Source organism: Vibrio sp. Y10_XG_PY6 (assembly GCF_024181795.1).
GTDB lineage: Bacteria > Pseudomonadota > Gammaproteobacteria > Enterobacterales > Vibrionaceae > Vibrio > Vibrio diabolicus.
The window spans coordinates 762,676-778,605 of record NZ_JAMZAQ010000002.1; the positions used below are offsets into that span (position 1 = coordinate 762,676).

The window sequence follows — 15,930 nt, forward strand, 5'->3', positions numbered from 1 at the left end:
TCTTTGATAACCTGTAGAAACCACTGATAAATTTGAGGGCTATGATGAAAGTAAGAAAAGCCGTTTTAGATGACTTACCCTACCTTGTTAACTTCACTGCTGAAGAAGCAAGAGAGGCAGAGGGGAGCATTAAGATCCCAGAAACACTTGAAAAGGGCATTCTGGTCGCGCTTCGTGACCCTTCAATTGCTACCTATTGGGTTTTAGTTGATGAGAACAACACTCCCGTAGGGAGTGTCTCTGCGGTTCGCGAGTGGAGCGACTGGAACGCTGGTTATTACTGGTGGATTCAAAGCATGTTCTTATCCAAATCACAGCGAGGCAAGGGGCGTATGTCATTGCTTTTGGATGCGGTAAAACATGAAATGAAGGAACAAAATGGCTTAGAGCTGCGCCTATATGTTCACAAAGACAACAGAACGGCTGTTAGAGCTTATCAAAATGCTCATTTTTCAAAGTCCGATTATGAAATCATGATTTTAAGCGATTGAGAATGAGTTTTAGTCAAATAGCTTCATTTAATGTGAAGCTATTTGGATATAAAATACGACTAGGCGATGACCGTTTTTGTTTTCATAAGTTCGCTGTGCTCCAACGCTTCGGCCATCTGTTCGAATTTAAAATATACGGGTAAACTAACGTCAAAACTGCCTTTTGAAATACGCTCAAGCAGCGCTTCACCATTTTGCATTAATGCATGCCAATCATCTTTATCACCAAAATTATGTAACGCTCCAAGGGCTATTTCGTGGTAAGAAATAGTGCGTGTAAATGGAGGGTCAATGGGTTTAGCAATACGATCTTGAATGCAGACAATATGTCCATTCGCTCTTAACAGTGGCACTAAATGGGCGGCATTTTCCCCACTCACCGCATCAAAAATGGCTAAGTATTTCATGTCGATTTGAGATTGCTCTCGATAAACGTGGCGAATACCTAACCTTTTGGCTCGCTCTTCGCCCAGACTAGTTGAGACAACATCAACCACATAACCAGCATTGACAAGGAACTGGGATAACAAATTATTCACCGCGCCAAAACCAACGACAAGCACTTCTCTTTGTCGGGTTAATGGAATTTTTTCAAATGCCTGCCATGCAGTCAGCATCGGACAAGGCAGTGCCGCAGCAAGTTCAAAAGATAGGCCCTCAGGCAGTGTCATCACTCGCTCAACGTTCAAAACCGTATATTCAGCGAAGCTACCATGGCGATTTAGTGAACCATGATATGCCACTCGACGGCCAATCAAACTTGTGTCAACTTTAGACCCTACTTGTACGACGACGCCTGCACCATCAACACCTGGAACATGACCATTCGGCCAATTTAAAGGGTTGGCTTTAATAAATTTCCAATCGACAGGGTTAATACCAATCGCTTTGTTTTGTACTAAGATCTCGCTGTCATCTAAAGCTGGTATTTCAGCCTTACCTAAAACAAGACTGTGTGTCTCAGTTTGATATTGCCAAATTCGATAGGGTTCCATATCACTTCCACTCGCTTAATGAAAAGGTTAGGCACCAAAGAGTTATCGTCCTTGGTACCTAGTGTATTAGGCCTGATAAGTTGGATAATCGGTGTAGCCTTCGGCTCCGCCTCCATACAAGGTTAACCTAGCATCGGCATCAAACTCGGCCAATGGTAAATCATGAGCAAATCGGGCGACTAAATCTGGATTCGTTACAAAAGGAGTACCAAAGGCAACGAAATCAGCATACTGCTTATCTAGCAACTGTTGGGCAGATTGCTTGGTCAACTTTCCTGCAACCATGATTGGATTAGAGTATATTCGGCGTACTTGCTGGCGAAACTCTTCAGGCACCTCTACATAGCGTGATATGTTTTCTGAAAAATGCACATACGCAAGGTTCATCGGTTGTAGTTTTTCCAGCAATGCTAACGTTAGTGGAACAATTTCAACATCATCCCCAGCAAAACCCTCTCCGATATGAGGAGACAGACGAACCGCTACTCTTTCCCCACCAATTTCCTCGGTAAGTGCTTGTAACGTATCAACCAGAAAGCGCATACGATTCTCTTGGCTGCCACCATATTGATCACTTCTTTGGTTGCTTTCTAAGCGTAAAAAGGTATCAAACAAGTAACCATGCGCAGCATGTACTTCAACACCATCAAACCCTGCTTCAACAGCATTTCTTGCAGCTTGAACAAAGTCGGCAATGGTTGCTTGGATTTCATCTGCACTCATTGTTTTTGGCTGCTGGGTCTCCACCATGCCAAACCCGCCTTCAGGTAATGGGCCGAAGACCTGATCTGGAATTTTTATCGCTGATGGTGCCAGGGGTTGTGAACCTGAAATATCGGAATGACTACGACGGCCAACATGCCAGAGTTGGATAAATATCTTACCCCCTTCCTCATGAACAGCCTGAGTCACTTTCTTCCAGCCTTCAATGTGTTCTTCTGTGTAAATGCCTGGCGTCATAGAGTAGCCCCGACCAACGGCTGAGACAGGTGCGCCTTCTGTGACAATCAAGCCAGCACTAGCACGTTGACGGTAGTAGGTTGCCATCATCTCGTTTGGTACATCACCAGGTTGAGACGTGCGTGAACGAGTCATCGGCGCCATAGCGATACGGTTGCTAGTCTCGAGTCCGTGACCTTTAAATACCTTAAACATACTTCCCCCTTAAGCTTTATACGTTGGGTAATCAATAAGCCCTTTTTCACCGCCGCCAAACAAGGTGTTTGGATCGTGCTCTGCGAACGGGTAACCATGAAGTAGACGTTCAGGAAGATCAGGATTCGCAACAAAAGGGCGACCAAAGCCGATCATATCAGCCAGTCCGTCATCAATGGCTTGCTCCGCTTTTTCCGCATTATAACGACCTGCGTAAATCAAAATGCCTTGATAAGCCTCACGTAAGGCACGTTTGAAAGAAACTGGCGTATCAGGGGCGTCATCCCAATCGACTTCAGCGATATGCAGATAAACGATACCGTGCTTATTTAGTACCGCAGCGGCAGCGGTATAAGTTTCGATAGGGTTCGAATCTACCGTACCATTTAAGGTAGTCAAAGGAGCCAGACGCACCCCAACACGGTCAGCGCCAATCGCTTCAACTAATGCTGCAACAACTTCATCAAGAAAACGAAGACGATTTTCCAGGCTACCACCGTATTCATCGGTACGGCTGTTAGCTTCGGAGTCTATGAATTGGTTGATCAAATAACCATTCGCCGCATGCAGTTCAATACCATCAAAGCCTGCCTCAACAGCATTCAATGCCGCTTGACGATAATCTGCGATGACTTGTTGAATATCCGCTTTTGTCATTGATCTAGGCTGGACGACGTCAACAAAACCAGGTTCATCACTGCCATTATCAACGAATACTTTTACGTTTTCCGCTTTTAACGCTGATGAAGAAATCGGTTGATCACCACCAATGTTATCTGGGTGAGTGACTCTACCTACATGCCACAGCTGAGCAAAAATTGCGCCATTTTCTGCATGCACTGCTTGAGTTACTTTACGCCAGCCTTCAATCTGCTCAGGTGTGTATATACCTGGCGTCCACGCATAGCCTTTTGCATTTGGTGAAATTTGTGTTCCTTCGGAGACAATTAAACCTGCACTGGCTCTCTGAGCGTAATACGTCGCCATCATGTCATTAGCGACATCCCCAGGTTGAGTTGCTCTGGAGCGTGTCATCGGTGGCATGACGATGCGGTTTTTGAGTGTCAAGGACCCCAATTGGATAGGTTGAAAAAGTGATTTAGACATAATAAGCCCTCTTATTTCTTGAGAGGGATATTAACAAACTCAACGCATGACATTGATAGCAACAAGGACAAATGATATTTGTTAAAATTGCAACAGTCTAAGCGCATACAGCAATGGTCTTATTGGATGTCGATGACTCATCGACTTTTATAGGAATCTATCTTGCCCAGGGTGCCAGAGGAAATAGCCTAGGCGAGGTACGGAGTTACCTCGCGTTGAACGATTTACAGATCCAGTTTCGGCTGAATAAAATCGATAAAAGCAGAAATCCGCTTGGCAACAGAAGAAGACTTATAGTAGACGGCATTAATTTGCTCCCTGCCTGAGTTGCCGATTTTTTCACCTTCTAACAACGCAATTAATCTTCCTTCCGCAATATCTTTTTTCACCATAAAGCCTGATAGGCAGGCGATTCCATTTCCCATCAATGCTAGCTGTCTCACCGTTTCACCGTTACTTGAGGTCAGCGTGGGTGTCAGCCCTGAAAATCCTTTCAGAGGCCATTCGTTGAGTGTTTTTGGTGTTGAAAATCCGATGGTATCGTGATGTTCCAAATCACTGCTCTTACTCGGAAAGCCGCGCTTTGATAAATAATCAGGTGAAGCAACAATGTAAAGTAAACTTCGGCCAAGAGGCCTTGCATGTAAAGTTGAATCATTTAATGCACCGATACGAATAGCGATATCGGTTTTCTTTTCCAGCAAATCAACAAAACCTTCATTAGAAGTTAACTCCAACTCAATATCAGGATAGGCTTGATTAAATGGCTGAACGAGTGGAACTAACTGGTGAAACACAAATGGACTGGCGGCATCAACACGCAGCCGCCCTTTGGGTAATTCCCCACGGGATATGATCTCGTCTTCCGCTTGCTGCAACTGCATCAGCCCTATTCTTACCGACTCAACGAATTGCCGCCCCTCATCCGTTAATTCAATCCGTCTTGTGGTTCGGTTTAATATCGTCACGCCAAGTTGGCTTTCTACCTTACTCACCGCTCGTGATACGCGTGCCACCTGTATATCGAGACTTTCTGCCGCCGCAGTAAATCCACCAGTATCAACGACAGTAAGTAGAATTTCTAAATCGTCCGATTTCGTGCGCATGCTTGCCTACCATTTACTCAACAGTTTCGTTTAATTATTGCATTTATAGCAAATATCATTTGTTAAATAACCTATTTTTTGCAACTACATTTCCACGCAAAATCCCTCCATCAAATCACGGCAGCACGACACGTTGATAAGTACATTCGCTGCTGTTTACTAGAACCTAATAAAAGAGAGTAAATGATATGCCATTAGCACTTCTTGCATTGACGCTCAGCGCCTTTGCTATCGGAACGACGGAGTTTGTGATCGTGGGGTTGCTCCCGACCATGGCTTCGGACCTAAACGTCTCACTGCCATCCGCAGGACTGCTGGTGAGCCTTTATGCACTCGGTGTTGCGATTGGCGCACCTGTCTTAACTGCACTAACGGGAAAGTGGAACCGTAAGCACGTCCTCATTGCTGTTATGTCATTGTTTGTGATTGGCAACTTATTGGCATGGCAAGCACCTGGTTACAACACCCTTATCGTTGCTCGCATTTTGACTGGTTTAGCTCACGGTGTCTTTTTCTCTATCGGCTCTACGATTGCAACAAGCCTAGTCCCCAAAGAAAAAGCAGCCAGCGCGATTGCGATTATGTTCACGGGATTAACCGTGGCATTAGTAACGGGCGTGCCGCTCGGTACTTACATCGGCCAAACCTTTGGTTGGCAATCGACGTTTTTGATTGTAGCGCTATTGGGACTGATTGCGCTGATTGGTAGTGCGTTCTTAGTGCCAAGCAACCTAAAACAGCCTGCTGCCGCGAAACTGTCATCGCAGCTAAAAGTGCTCACTCAACCAAGGTTACTACTGGTGTATGCAATTACCGCACTCGGCTACGGTGGTACCTTTACCGCTTTCACTTTCCTAGCGCCGATTTTGCAACAGGAAACAGGATTCAGCGCCAATGCAATCAGCCTAATTATGTTGGTATACGGCGTATCAGTAGCGATTGGTAATATTTGGGGCGGCAAAATGGCCGATAAGATGGGGCCAATTAAAGCGCTGACAATTATTTTTGCGGGACTCGCCACCGTATTAGTTGTATTTAACTTTACGGCCGTTAACCCTATCGCCGCAGTAGCGACCATTTTAGTTTGGGGGGCCTTTGCATTCGGTAATGTTCCTGGCTTACAAGTCTATGTGGTTAAACTGGCTGAAAAATACACTCCTGATGCGGTAGACGTCGCTTCTGGTCTAAACATTGCGGCGTTTAACGTGGGTATTGCGCTTGGCTCTTGGGGCGGCGGTATGATTGTGTCAGAAATGGGCTTAATGCATACCCCTTGGATTGGAGCCGTGATAGTGATCGTTGCGCTCGCTCTTACTCGAATGAGTGGACGTCTTGATAAACGTACAGCAGTTCATTTGTCGGAAGCAAACGTACTTGTGAAGTAAGTATCACGACAATGGTTACAAGCTGGTCAAGGCTCGGCATTGACCAGCTAATTCTTACTTACAATCAACTTAGGTAGCTCACAATGAAAACGGTTTTTATCACTGGCGCCAATCGAGGTTTGGGCCTAGAGCTTGTTAAACAATACGCTCAGCGTGGATGGCGTGTGATTGCATGCTGCCGTGACATCAATACAGCTCAGGCTTTGTGTCTCTTGGTACAAACTTATCCCACCATTTGTATTCATCCGCTCGACGTGAGTAATGAGTCCCATATTCTCGCTTTGACAGAAAAATTTGCGGGCATCGCCATTGATGTACTCATTCATAACGCAGGAGTGAGCGGAGATGAATGTGAAAGCCTAGGCAACATGGGGCAAAAGGAGTGGATAAATGTATTAAACGTCAACACCATTGCGCCCATGTTAATCACGCAGGCTTTGCTTAATAACATTCTTGCGGGTGAAGATAAAACCATCATTGGGATGACTTCAATACTCGCTAGCATCGATGACAACCGCTCTGGTGGTCGATACAGCTATCGCGCATCAAAAGCCGCCCTCAACCAAATAATTAAATCTCTGGCTTGTGAGCTATCCGAAGTGGGAGTGAAGACTATGGCAATTCATCCTGGTTGGGTACAAACCGATATGGGCGGAAAGGATGGCAAGGTAACAGTAGAAGAGAGTGTTAAAGGCATGCTTAATGTTATCGACAATTTAAAACTTAAGCATTCAGGTTCATTTTTTGTCTACGATGGCACTCAATTGCCGTGGTAAGCCCTGTAGTTACGTCACATGCAAGTTCTAAGGGTATGATATGCTTTTATTTTTAGTTTTAATCCTTTCTATTGTCGGTTTGATCTGGTGGTATTTACACAAAGTCTCCCGTGATATTTCCCAAATTGACTGGGATTGGGATGACGATGAGATCCTATAAATTGATATTGCCTGAATCTATGGCAGGTCACATTACATATTCTAAGGAAAAACTACGAGCCTGCTCTGGACTGAGTAAATACTTTAACGTGAAATGGGGCATAGGCGTGCTAGCGCGATCGCAGCCAGCATGCCATTGGACAGAAGTACGTTAGAATACATACCCTAAAGTAGCCATAGATTTATTCAACTACTGCCTGAAAATGAGCCAGCCGCTCCCATTAATCAGAATGATAAAATGTCCAATAGAGATACATGAAAAAGCCAACTGTAATCACAGTTGGCTCAGTATTCCCCCCTTGAACTTTTAAGCCTTATCTTGACTAGAGCTGTTAGTTCGGAAAGTGTTTATTTAAGAAGTCCAAAACATGAGTAACGTACTTCTCGGTATCAAAGACAGGTGCACTGTGTCCTACACCTTCTTCAATGAAAAGTTGGTTGGTAACTCCATACTCATCAAGCTTAGCCTTAAGTATCTCACTTTGAGATAGAGGCACTCGCTTATCCAAGGTGCCGTGTAACTGTATATATGGTGGAGTATTTTCATTCACATAACTCGTCGTTGATGCTTTCTTGGCAAGCTTTGGAATATTGTTTGGAATATCTCCTAAGAAACGAGATACAGACGACTTTTTGCTGGTTTTCTTGCCACCTTTATTACTTAACTCAAGTAAATCGGTAGGGCCAAAAAAGCTTACTACGGCTGAGACCTTGTACTTTGGTGGCTCATAGAAATCTACTTGGTTGTATGTCGAGTTAGTCGCACCAATAAAGCCAGCGAGGTGCCCGCCAGCAGAGCGTCCCATGATCACAACATTGTCCGCTTTAATACCGAGCTTTTCAGCATTGTCGTACAAATAGTTCAGTGCATCATTAATGTCTTGTACTGGTTGAGGAAAGATCGCTTCTCCACTTAAACGATAATCAACTGAAGCTAGCGCATAACCTTCATTCAACACAGACTGAAGTAATAATGGGTTCTTTTCTGGGATGGCGTCTTTGCTCCCACGTTTCCATGCACCACCATGTACCCAGACTAATAACGGGTACTGAGTATTTGATTCAACCGAAGGAGTATAAAGATCAAGTTTAATCTCTCTCTCACCTACAGTTTTGAACAAGATATCCTTCTCTACATTGAACTCCCCAGCCAAACAGACAAAGGGCATAAGTAGCAGAGAGGTCATCGCAGACTTAATTTTCGTATTCATTGTTTTATTATTCGCTTAAAAAAGTGAGTAGATTAGAAAGTCGCTTCAGCCGCTAACCAGTAGCGTCGGCCATCTTCAATGTAGCCAAACTCTTCCTCTGTGGTTTGCTCATCGAACAAGTTATAAACCGCTGCCATTAACTTCACATTCTTAGTTACACGCCAGTTCACACCGAGATCCACGTAAGTAATAGAAGGTGCCAACGTTCTTGTGCTATCACTAGTTGTGTTGTTTTTCTCTTTGCCTTGATAGTTCATGCGGGCCCATGAAGCAACATCATCACGCACTGCCCAATCACCATTAAGTGAGAAGATATGTTCAGGTGCTTGTACAAGAGGCAAGCCATCATCATCGTCATTAGTGTTCTTTTCACTACGAGTATACGAGTAGGTTGCACTTAGTGTAATTGACTCTGTAATACCCTTAGATACGGAACTTTCTACACCATAGCTGTTCGCATCATCAATGTTGACGTAAGTGCGGTCGCAACTTCTGCTATCAGTACACGTCGGATCGACAAACTCACTTTCGATCTTGTCTTTGAAATCGCTGTAAAACAAAGTAATGTTTGCAGAAAGGTCTCGCTCATTAACGTAATACAGTCCCATCTCTGTATTGATGGAGGTTTCTGCTGTTAAGTCTGGATTACCGTAAATAGAACAACGTCCTCTACAGCTCTCTTGAACCCACTCTTCGTCCATTTGTGTCAAACTAGGTGCTCGATAACCCGTAGACACACCACCTTTTAGCGTCCAACTAGGGTCAATAGACCAGACCCCGTAAGCTCTTGGGCTAAATTGCCCGTCAAAGATCTCATTGTCGTCGTAACGTAAACCAAGGGTGAGAGCGAATGTATCCGTGAGATACCACTCGTCCTCAGCAAATACTGCCCATTGCTTGTTTTTAGAGGTCAATGAAAGTTTATTATCAGTCAGATCCTTTTGCTCGAAAGATGCGCCCAGTGTTAAGTAGTGAGCATTAAGAGGCAGACCCCATTGCGTATTAATTTGACTATTCTCGACTTCTTTATCTGCACCGATATTTTTTACTGTTTCATTACTGATAAATGAAGAACTTGTACCCCAAGAGTAGTTTCCGTCGTGGCTAAAACCAATAGATTGGCGTTCATATTCTCGTACTGCAACTTGAGACTCTCGCTCCACTGATTTACCTAGAGTGGTCTCTCGCTCTTGGTTATGATTGGTGAACTCCAGAGTAAAAGTGTCATCCGAGGTAGGTGTGAGGTACAAAGAAGCTCGATAGTTGTCGAGTGTCTTACCTGCATAACCACCTTCAATTTCATCTTCTTTTCTTTCCTGATACAGTCCAGTCAAAGAAGTACTCAACAGACCATCAATGACAGGGCCAGCAAGGTAAAGCTGCCCTTGATAGCTATTGCCAGATTTTGAATTTTCTTGAAGCGTCGTTTCTGCACGCAAGCTTCCGTGCCACTCTTGATAATTTTTACGCGTAATAATATTAATAACACCCCCCAAAGCATCAGACCCATAAAGGGTTGACATAGGGCCACGTACAACTTCAATACGTTCAATTGCACTCAACGGGGGAAGCCAGTCTTGTTCAGTAAACGTACTACCATTAGTTTGAGTTTCTCGACCAGACTGCTTCCTGCCATCAACAAGAATGGCCGTATATTGAGCAGGCATACCTCGAATTGAGATATCTTGGCCATCACCACCTCCTGTAACGGTTACACCAGGTATATCACTTAAAGCATCAGTCAAATCTTTATATGAGCGATTTTCAAGTTGCTCTCGGGTGAGAACACTTATTGTTGCTGGCGCTTCTGTGACATTCTGTTCGTAACCAGAGGCTGTAACCACTACGGTTTCCATTGCTGTTGTATTGATACCAGTCTCAGGTAACTGGTCATTTGCAACAACGACCATAGGTACAGTAATACAAGCAGAAACAACTGATGTAGAAAATAGAGAGTATGTGAAAAGAGGCTTCATATTGAATAGGCTTAAAATGTAATTGCATTTAATAATTATTATCAATTAAACCTGATTATCATAATCACTGACAAGTTAATCACTATCGAGAAAAGAGAATATCACTATCCAATATACGAATAGTTAACCACGAATTACCCGATATAAGCATTTAAGCTAAAGTATCGGTTCCAACATAGAGCTGTTTAAAGATCTCTCGTACCCATTCACACATAGGATCATCGTTAAAGCGTTTGTGCCAATATAGGAAGACTTCTTGAAAGTCCAACTGTAGCTCGGCAGGTACTTCTCGAACGATCAAGCGAGGGTCTTGACAAGCTGCCTCTGCAAAAGGTGTCGGTAGATGAAATATAATCTCAGTCTCGGCTGCGATACTTGGAGCAGAACTAAAGTTATTCAGTTGCACTGGTGCTGATAAACGCTTTTTTTTGTTCGCTAACCCTAGCTCTTGGTATTTATGCTCAAACGACAATCGCTTCTCACCCTGCAAAGAGACTTGTCCAAAGTCAAATTCGGCCAAACGCTCTGGAGTTAGCTCTAAATCGGCCAGTGGATGATAGCGGTTCATAAGCAAACGGAAAGTGCGCTTAGCAACAACCATTCGATAGATATTTTGCTCAGAGCTTGGCGGTTGATGAGAGGAAAGTGCGAAATGAACATCTCCAGCCACCAACGCATCAAAATGACGTTTTGGTGCTGAGTCCAAACTGACCTTAAGGTTTGGAGCCTCTTGCCGAATCTTAGCGATAACCTTAGGCATTAAGGTATTAATCTGAGGAAGAAGGCCGTAAACCTTAACGGTGCTTGATACAGTGCTCGGATCAAACGAGTCTCTATGGGCAAGTTTTTCTAAACTGGTAATCACATTATTGATGTCTTGCCTTACTGACTCTGCTTTTGGAGTCAGTTCATAGCCGTATTTCTTGCGCACCAGTAATTCGTCATTAAAGAAAACTCTCATTTTTTGCAGTGCTCGACTTACCGCAGACTGGCTCATATTTAAAGCCATAGCGGTGTTAGATACATGCTTTTCTTCGAGCAAGTGCTTTAAAACAAAGAGCAAATTCAGATCAATTTGAGATAAGTTCACGTCAATACCACCCATCAAGCTTCCAGTAGGTGGTATAGTACATAAATCTCTAGAGTTTGAGGTAAGTATTTTCGATACTACAAGGCACTATTGAAACACAATTCTGGTAACAGGACTGTCTCCGTGCTAACACGAAAAGGGGCAAAGACGTGTTTGCCGAGTCTGAGTCAACACGTCCTTTGAAAAAATCATTTTCAACTCTTGCTAGTTTAGCGAGCGGTGAATTAACTCAGGTCTGGCTAATCGCTACGTCTGACAAAAGAAAGTGCTACTAGGTCAGCAGACTTAACTCTCAAAAAGGCTATTGCGAAGGGAGTTATTAATAAAGAAAGTATTGGTGTTGACGATGTTTAGTTGCTGGAGCTGTACGTATGAACTACATTGAAAAATATTTTGGTCATACAAAGCCTACTGAAATACTTTTCCGAAATACAAGCACGGCGTCAAACTTAGATAACATGTTTGGCTCGTTTTATTATTACGCCAAAGTAGAAGCAGGTGAGAGCGAGCGACAAAAGCCTAAAGCCTGCGTTTGTGATGTAGCCCATGGTTATGTCGATAGTTTATTGATTACACTGCGTGAACAGCCAAAAGAGCAAACTATTGAATAACTTATGTCACATTAAAGAACAAAAAGCACCGCATTGAGCGGTGCTTTTTTGTGGCTAATCAATCGTCTGACCATAGCTGCTCTAGGTCAACATCTTCACTGTCAGGTTGTTTTTCTTTAGCTAGCTCGTCAACCTGAAGCAGCATAGGGAGGTCGAATGCAGTGCCAGTAATGACACAACTTCCTCTCGATAAGTTGGGAATCATGCTTCTAGACATGCTATCAAGGGTGCTGATAGTGTTATCTATCAAAAACAAATCCCTGTCATTAACAAGTCGATGAATGAAGAAGTTATGAATCTGAGACACAATCGTGGGTGAAATGTCTGCTGGCCTTTGGCTTGATAGCGTTAAGAACATACCAAACTTCCGCCCCTCTTTGATGATTTCCTCAAAGGTTTCAAGTCTATAGTCTTTCCAGCTTTCGCTTTCTCTGTTCGACTGCTGAGATAGAATGTTATGAGCTTCGTCGATAATAAGGTGAATGGTCTTATCGGGTGGGTTGGCTACGCTTGTTTTGTGAGGATTGTAATAATGCTTGGCGACAAGTAGCGGCATGACCTTTTTTATGTCTTGATTGCATTTTCTTAGTGAAATCACCGTTACAGCTTTATTAGCTGGCGGCGTGTCTGTAACTCGAATGACCTTGGTTAGGTTCGTTAGAGAAGATTCAATCCTCTTTAATAGTGGCTGTATGAAGTCAAACTGCACATAGCCACTAATGAGGTCGCGAATCAACTGTATGTGACAGCGAATGCTGAACTGGTCTAGATTGCTTAACCCTTTGGGTATGGTTATAGCGTCAACGTCATCCCTGAGTCTGTTTCTATAACCAGCACCGTCAGCATTAAAATAAGTACCACCAATGGTGTAGAAGACTTTGTTTGTTCCGTGGAACGCAACCGTTTTTAACGTGTTTTTAATCTTCTCATTCCCTAGTGTACTTGTTATGCCACGAATGAGGTCAAGTAGCTCAGGATGGGGTGCTGCTGTGGTAAAAACTTTTTCGTATGTGGTTTTGATGTAGTTTAGAAAGTTCGCTTTTGAATCATAGAGTTGCTTTCCTTTGACTATACGATTGATGAATGGCTTTTGGGTATTTTGAGTGGCTTGAAACAATAAGCTCAAGGTGTCAGTATCCCAGAATTCTGACTTGGCCAGTGGAAACTTGTTTTCTGCCTTGCGAGTGTTGAGTGTATAGATGCGCTTGTGCTGCTCGCTTGTTAGCTGACCGTTGGTGTATTCTCCGTTAAAGTCGATTATAACAAACTGACTTTTGTCTTTGATTAACTTGATTTTTTTATCAAACAGCGTGGTGTACAAATTGGTTAAGGTGTTCGATTTTCCGCTGCCTGTGTTTCCAAAAATCCCAATGTGAGTGTTAAACAGCTTTTGCCAAGGTAAAGAGACTGGGAACTCCTCTTTTAGTAGCTTGCCAATCACAAAATCTCCCCCAACATTGCCATAGATGTCAGAAAGCTTGTTTTCTTCAAGCAGATAAACAGGGTCTTTGATTAAAGGTAGGTGCTTAATGCCCTCAAAGAATCTGCCAGACTCAAAGTAACCAATGGGCTTTAAGTCCACCGTCCTTATGCACTGCTGTTCGTCATCAACTCGTTTCTCGTCTAGGTATTCGCCCTCAACGATACAAATGATTTTCTTAAAGCCACGCTCTATTTGAACATATTCGCGAATGGACACACCTTTGTACTTTGTTCCATCGTAAAACAACGTGTCTTTATTTGAACTCTCAAAGACCTTAATGGACACCTTTACGCCGCGAACGGCTATCACTTCGCCAACTAGAATCGACATGTAAGACTCCTAGCTTGGAAGCTTGAAAACTTCGGTATTGAACAAGTTGAAATCAAGAAATGTGTCACGAGACACTAGTTTTACGTTATTGAAGCTACCGAAAAGCTCTTCCATTGCTTCAGTTGTCGGTATGTCGAAGCAGCAGATGTACATCGTGAGAGACTTGTTTCCGAGTGAACGTTTGATTAAGTTAGTTATGTGTTCGTCCGCAAACGAAAACCCAAAAACAACAAGTACAGAGTCTTGCTTTTCAAGCTCATAGCTCATTAATCTGAGCATTTGATAGTAGTGTTCATCAAATACGGTTTCGTGAAACTTCCACTTTGTAGGGTTTACTATCGGGAGTTTCTTGTATATCTCCCAGAACTTCTTTTCTTTGCCGCTGAACTCTGCGCAAAAATCAATGGAGTCGAAGTCATCTCTATCTGAGTGCTCGTCGTTTAAAATATCTTCTAGCTCTTCTAGTTCACCCTCAATGTCATCGAAGAAATCATCATCGTATTTTGGTTTATTGTCGTCGTAGTTTACTGAGATTCTTGCATCATCTAGATTCCAAAATGCAGAGCCGTGTAGATGAACAAGATTAGCCTGCGGAATCTCGCACTTGTTTTTGCCAAATACGCTGTGTCGAACTTCCAAGGTATCGAAGTTACGAGCCTCAAGGAACTTGCGGCGAAACCCTTTTGCGCCATCATTTAGCGTAAAGTCGAGATTGGCATGGTCTAAGAGTAACTCTTCATAAGCTTCAGCAAAGCAAGAATCATAGTTAGTAGTAAAAATGTTTGCCTTGAGTTGCGATTTATTTCTTGAAGCAATCGCTCTTAACGTTAAAAGCAACTGCTTGTAGTTCTCGATAACGGCCAGTTTTTTCTTGTCATCGGCATCGTTTAGTATGTCAGCGCCAATCTTTATAGATTCGAGGTCGAACATAATTACTGGCTCAATGCAGTTTCTATAGTAATGCATGAAAAGCAGTGTTTTAAGCTCGCTCTTTCCAGTGTCCTCAAAGTATTTCCCAAGCGTTTCAATAGACTCGCCGTCCATCTCGGTCGCAAGGGTAGGGAAAAGCCCGAAGGATGCGCCTGAGCCAATCAGAAGGTTGACGTTGTGTTGCCAGACATCATTGATGCTTATTTCTTCTATGAGTTCCATGGTTTCTTTCTTGAGAGCTTGTTGTTACAGGCATTATACCGAAATAAATTTTTCCCAGTCAGTGACTTAGGTTAAGTATGGGTTGTTTATTGCGCTTGTATTTCGCGTTAAAACACTAGTTGAGAAAAATGTTTACTTTTCTTAATCCAAACACTAAATACAGATGTGAAAATAGAGATGCTGACCTGCTCCACTACTTATTGGTGCCATGGTTAGGCTCCTGGCCTCCTGAACAATTCAATGCATTCCAATTACCACGTAGAGGCGGAGAAACTACTATTGCTTCCATCATGTTTCCTGTTTTCAGGTGGCATGTTGCATATCTTTTCACAGATTACCGACATGACGAAAACTAAGTCAAGTTACGCTTTGCCGACATTAGGATTTATACAGTACTAACACCGAATGGGGCAGATGTGTTTTAGGTTTTACTCTAGCTCAGCCGATTTCGATTAATAAAGTAAGTTTGAACCCTACAGAGCAGGACATTATCCTTCATCGAACAGCCTTTTGTAGGGCCAGATAATACTCGATATCATCAGGCTTTACTTTTTGCTTATTGCGACCAGAGCGAATATAGAAGTGTTCTCTACCCACCTTCTCTTGGTAAAAGAATAAGTAATCTTTTGATGGCCTTATCTTAACCCAAGCGACGGTATGACCATTGATCGGCACTAGAGTAGTGGATAGTAGTTCGCTTGGCTTTGATTGTTTTTGATTGGTCATCGTTAATAGCACGAATGGAGATCTTATCTCGAAAAAGAGAAGTTAGTTGCATCACAAACTTGTCTTCAGAAGAATTATGATAGTGCTCTAGCTCCTCTTCAATCCCATGAAATTTGAGATAGTGTCGCTGCTGTCTAGTGCTCTCTTAAAATGTTTGTTATGCGCGTGGTTGGGGAA

The 15,930-nt window shown here is 43.1% G+C and carries 14 protein-coding genes; 4 read left to right on the forward strand and 10 right to left on the reverse strand.

The genetic code is table 11. The annotated features are described in order from the left end of the window. The first annotated feature begins 41 nt into the window (after positions 1-41). Positions 42-491 carry a GNAT family N-acetyltransferase gene (locus NL644_RS11825; RefSeq protein ID WP_047725746.1) on the forward strand — a complete coding sequence of 150 codons (450 nt, stop codon included), beginning with the start codon at positions 42-44 and terminating at the stop codon, positions 489-491. Between the two features lie 59 nt (positions 492-550). Here the strand turns inward: NL644_RS11825 and NL644_RS11830 are convergent, their stop codons facing one another. The 4 genes from NL644_RS11830 to NL644_RS11845 all read right to left on the reverse strand — a co-directional run bounded on the left by NL644_RS11830 (position 551) and on the right by NL644_RS11845 (position 4,854). Further along, positions 551-1,486: a zinc-binding dehydrogenase gene (locus tag NL644_RS11830; protein ID WP_047689321.1), complete on the reverse strand. Its 936-nt coding sequence runs from the start codon at positions 1,484-1,486 to the stop codon at positions 551-553. Positions 1,487-1,552: 66 nt separating this feature from the next. Next, positions 1,553-2,641 carry an alkene reductase gene (locus NL644_RS11835; protein ID WP_017790830.1) on the reverse strand — a complete coding sequence of 363 codons (1,089 nt, stop codon included), beginning with the start codon at positions 2,639-2,641 and terminating at the stop codon, positions 1,553-1,555. A gap of 9 nt (positions 2,642-2,650) precedes the next feature. Beyond that, positions 2,651-3,748, reverse strand: coding sequence for an alkene reductase (locus tag NL644_RS11840; RefSeq protein WP_017790829.1), 1,098 nt, complete (start codon positions 3,746-3,748; stop codon positions 2,651-2,653). A gap of 224 nt (positions 3,749-3,972) precedes the next feature. Continuing rightward, positions 3,973-4,854, reverse strand: coding sequence for a LysR family transcriptional regulator (locus NL644_RS11845; RefSeq protein ID WP_001259369.1), 882 nt, complete (start codon positions 4,852-4,854; stop codon positions 3,973-3,975). 188 nt (positions 4,855-5,042) lie between these two features. Here NL644_RS11845 and NL644_RS11850 point away from each other — a divergent pair, with 188 nt between their 5' ends. Together NL644_RS11850 and NL644_RS11855 are read left to right on the forward strand one after the other, a co-directional pair. Beyond that, positions 5,043-6,239 carry an MFS transporter gene (locus NL644_RS11850; protein WP_045545247.1) on the forward strand — a complete coding sequence of 399 codons (1,197 nt, stop codon included), beginning with the start codon at positions 5,043-5,045 and terminating at the stop codon, positions 6,237-6,239. Between the two features lie 83 nt (positions 6,240-6,322). Further along, the gene (locus NL644_RS11855) at positions 6,323-7,015 is read left to right on the forward strand and encodes an SDR family oxidoreductase (RefSeq protein WP_053816374.1); all 693 of its coding nucleotides are present in this window, start codon (positions 6,323-6,325) and stop codon (positions 7,013-7,015) included. Between the two features lie 491 nt (positions 7,016-7,506). Here NL644_RS11855 and NL644_RS11860 read toward each other — a convergent pair whose 3' ends face one another. From NL644_RS11860 to NL644_RS11870, 3 genes are all read right to left on the reverse strand, one after another. Then, the gene (locus NL644_RS11860; protein WP_253658422.1) at positions 7,507-8,385 is read right to left on the reverse strand and encodes an alpha/beta hydrolase; all 879 of its coding nucleotides are present in this window, start codon (positions 8,383-8,385) and stop codon (positions 7,507-7,509) included. Between the two features lie 32 nt (positions 8,386-8,417). Next, positions 8,418-10,361, reverse strand: coding sequence for a TonB-dependent receptor (locus NL644_RS11865; protein WP_253658423.1), 1,944 nt, complete (start codon positions 10,359-10,361; stop codon positions 8,418-8,420). 151 nt (positions 10,362-10,512) lie between these two features. After that, on the reverse strand, positions 10,513-11,466 hold the full coding sequence (locus NL644_RS11870) for a LysR family transcriptional regulator (RefSeq protein WP_218955748.1): 954 nt from the start codon (positions 11,464-11,466) through the stop codon (positions 10,513-10,515). A 356-nt stretch (positions 11,467-11,822) separates the two neighbouring features. On the opposite strand from NL644_RS11870, the gene NL644_RS11875 reads away from it, so the two are divergent. Beyond that, complete coding sequence (locus NL644_RS11875; RefSeq protein ID WP_047725743.1) at positions 11,823-12,062, forward strand: hypothetical protein; 240 nt, start codon at positions 11,823-11,825, stop codon at positions 12,060-12,062. A 58-nt stretch (positions 12,063-12,120) separates the two neighbouring features. Here the strand turns inward: NL644_RS11875 and NL644_RS11880 are convergent, their stop codons facing one another. The 3 genes from NL644_RS11880 to NL644_RS11890 form a co-directional block, all read right to left on the reverse strand. Then, positions 12,121-13,875, reverse strand: a complete 1,755-nt coding sequence (locus NL644_RS11880) for an ATP-binding protein (protein ID WP_047725742.1) — start codon at positions 13,873-13,875, stop codon at positions 12,121-12,123. Positions 13,876-13,884: 9 nt separating this feature from the next. Further along, on the reverse strand, positions 13,885-15,027 hold the full coding sequence (locus tag NL644_RS11885; protein WP_047725741.1) for an SIR2 family protein: 1,143 nt from the start codon (positions 15,025-15,027) through the stop codon (positions 13,885-13,887). A 495-nt stretch (positions 15,028-15,522) separates the two neighbouring features. Continuing rightward, positions 15,523-15,753 carry a hypothetical protein gene (locus tag NL644_RS11890; RefSeq protein ID WP_047725740.1) on the reverse strand — a complete coding sequence of 77 codons (231 nt, stop codon included), beginning with the start codon at positions 15,751-15,753 and terminating at the stop codon, positions 15,523-15,525. Positions 15,754-15,930: the final 177 nt, after the last annotated feature.

Bases quoted from the DNA above. Each gene is read 5' to 3' on its own strand.
- NL644_RS11825 (WP_047725746.1), top strand. From the start codon at position 42: ATGATGAAAGTAAGAAAAGCCGTTTTAGATGACTTACCCTACCTTGTT.
- NL644_RS11890 (WP_047725740.1), bottom strand. From the start codon at position 15,753: ATGACCAATCAAAAACAATCAAAGCCAAGCGAACTACTATCCACTACT.
- NL644_RS11850 (WP_045545247.1), top strand. From the start codon at position 5,043: ATGCCATTAGCACTTCTTGCATTGACGCTCAGCGCCTTTGCTATCGGA.
- NL644_RS11860 (WP_253658422.1), bottom strand. From the start codon at position 8,385: ATGAATACGAAAATTAAGTCTGCGATGACCTCTCTGCTACTTATGCCC.
- NL644_RS11835 (WP_017790830.1), bottom strand. From the start codon at position 2,641: ATGTTTAAGGTATTTAAAGGTCACGGACTCGAGACTAGCAACCGTATC.
- NL644_RS11885 (WP_047725741.1), bottom strand. From the start codon at position 15,027: ATGGAACTCATAGAAGAAATAAGCATCAATGATGTCTGGCAACACAAC.
- NL644_RS11845 (WP_001259369.1), bottom strand. From the start codon at position 4,854: ATGCGCACGAAATCGGACGATTTAGAAATTCTACTTACTGTCGTTGAT.
- NL644_RS11875 (WP_047725743.1), top strand. From the start codon at position 11,823: ATGAACTACATTGAAAAATATTTTGGTCATACAAAGCCTACTGAAATA.
- NL644_RS11865 (WP_253658423.1), bottom strand. From the start codon at position 10,361: ATGAAGCCTCTTTTCACATACTCTCTATTTTCTACATCAGTTGTTTCT.
- NL644_RS11855 (WP_053816374.1), top strand. From the start codon at position 6,323: ATGAAAACGGTTTTTATCACTGGCGCCAATCGAGGTTTGGGCCTAGAG.
- NL644_RS11830 (WP_047689321.1), bottom strand. From the start codon at position 1,486: ATGGAACCCTATCGAATTTGGCAATATCAAACTGAGACACACAGTCTT.
- NL644_RS11880 (WP_047725742.1), bottom strand. From the start codon at position 13,875: ATGTCGATTCTAGTTGGCGAAGTGATAGCCGTTCGCGGCGTAAAGGTG.
- NL644_RS11840 (WP_017790829.1), bottom strand. From the start codon at position 3,748: ATGTCTAAATCACTTTTTCAACCTATCCAATTGGGGTCCTTGACACTC.
- NL644_RS11870 (WP_218955748.1), bottom strand. From the start codon at position 11,466: ATGGGTGGTATTGACGTGAACTTATCTCAAATTGATCTGAATTTGCTC.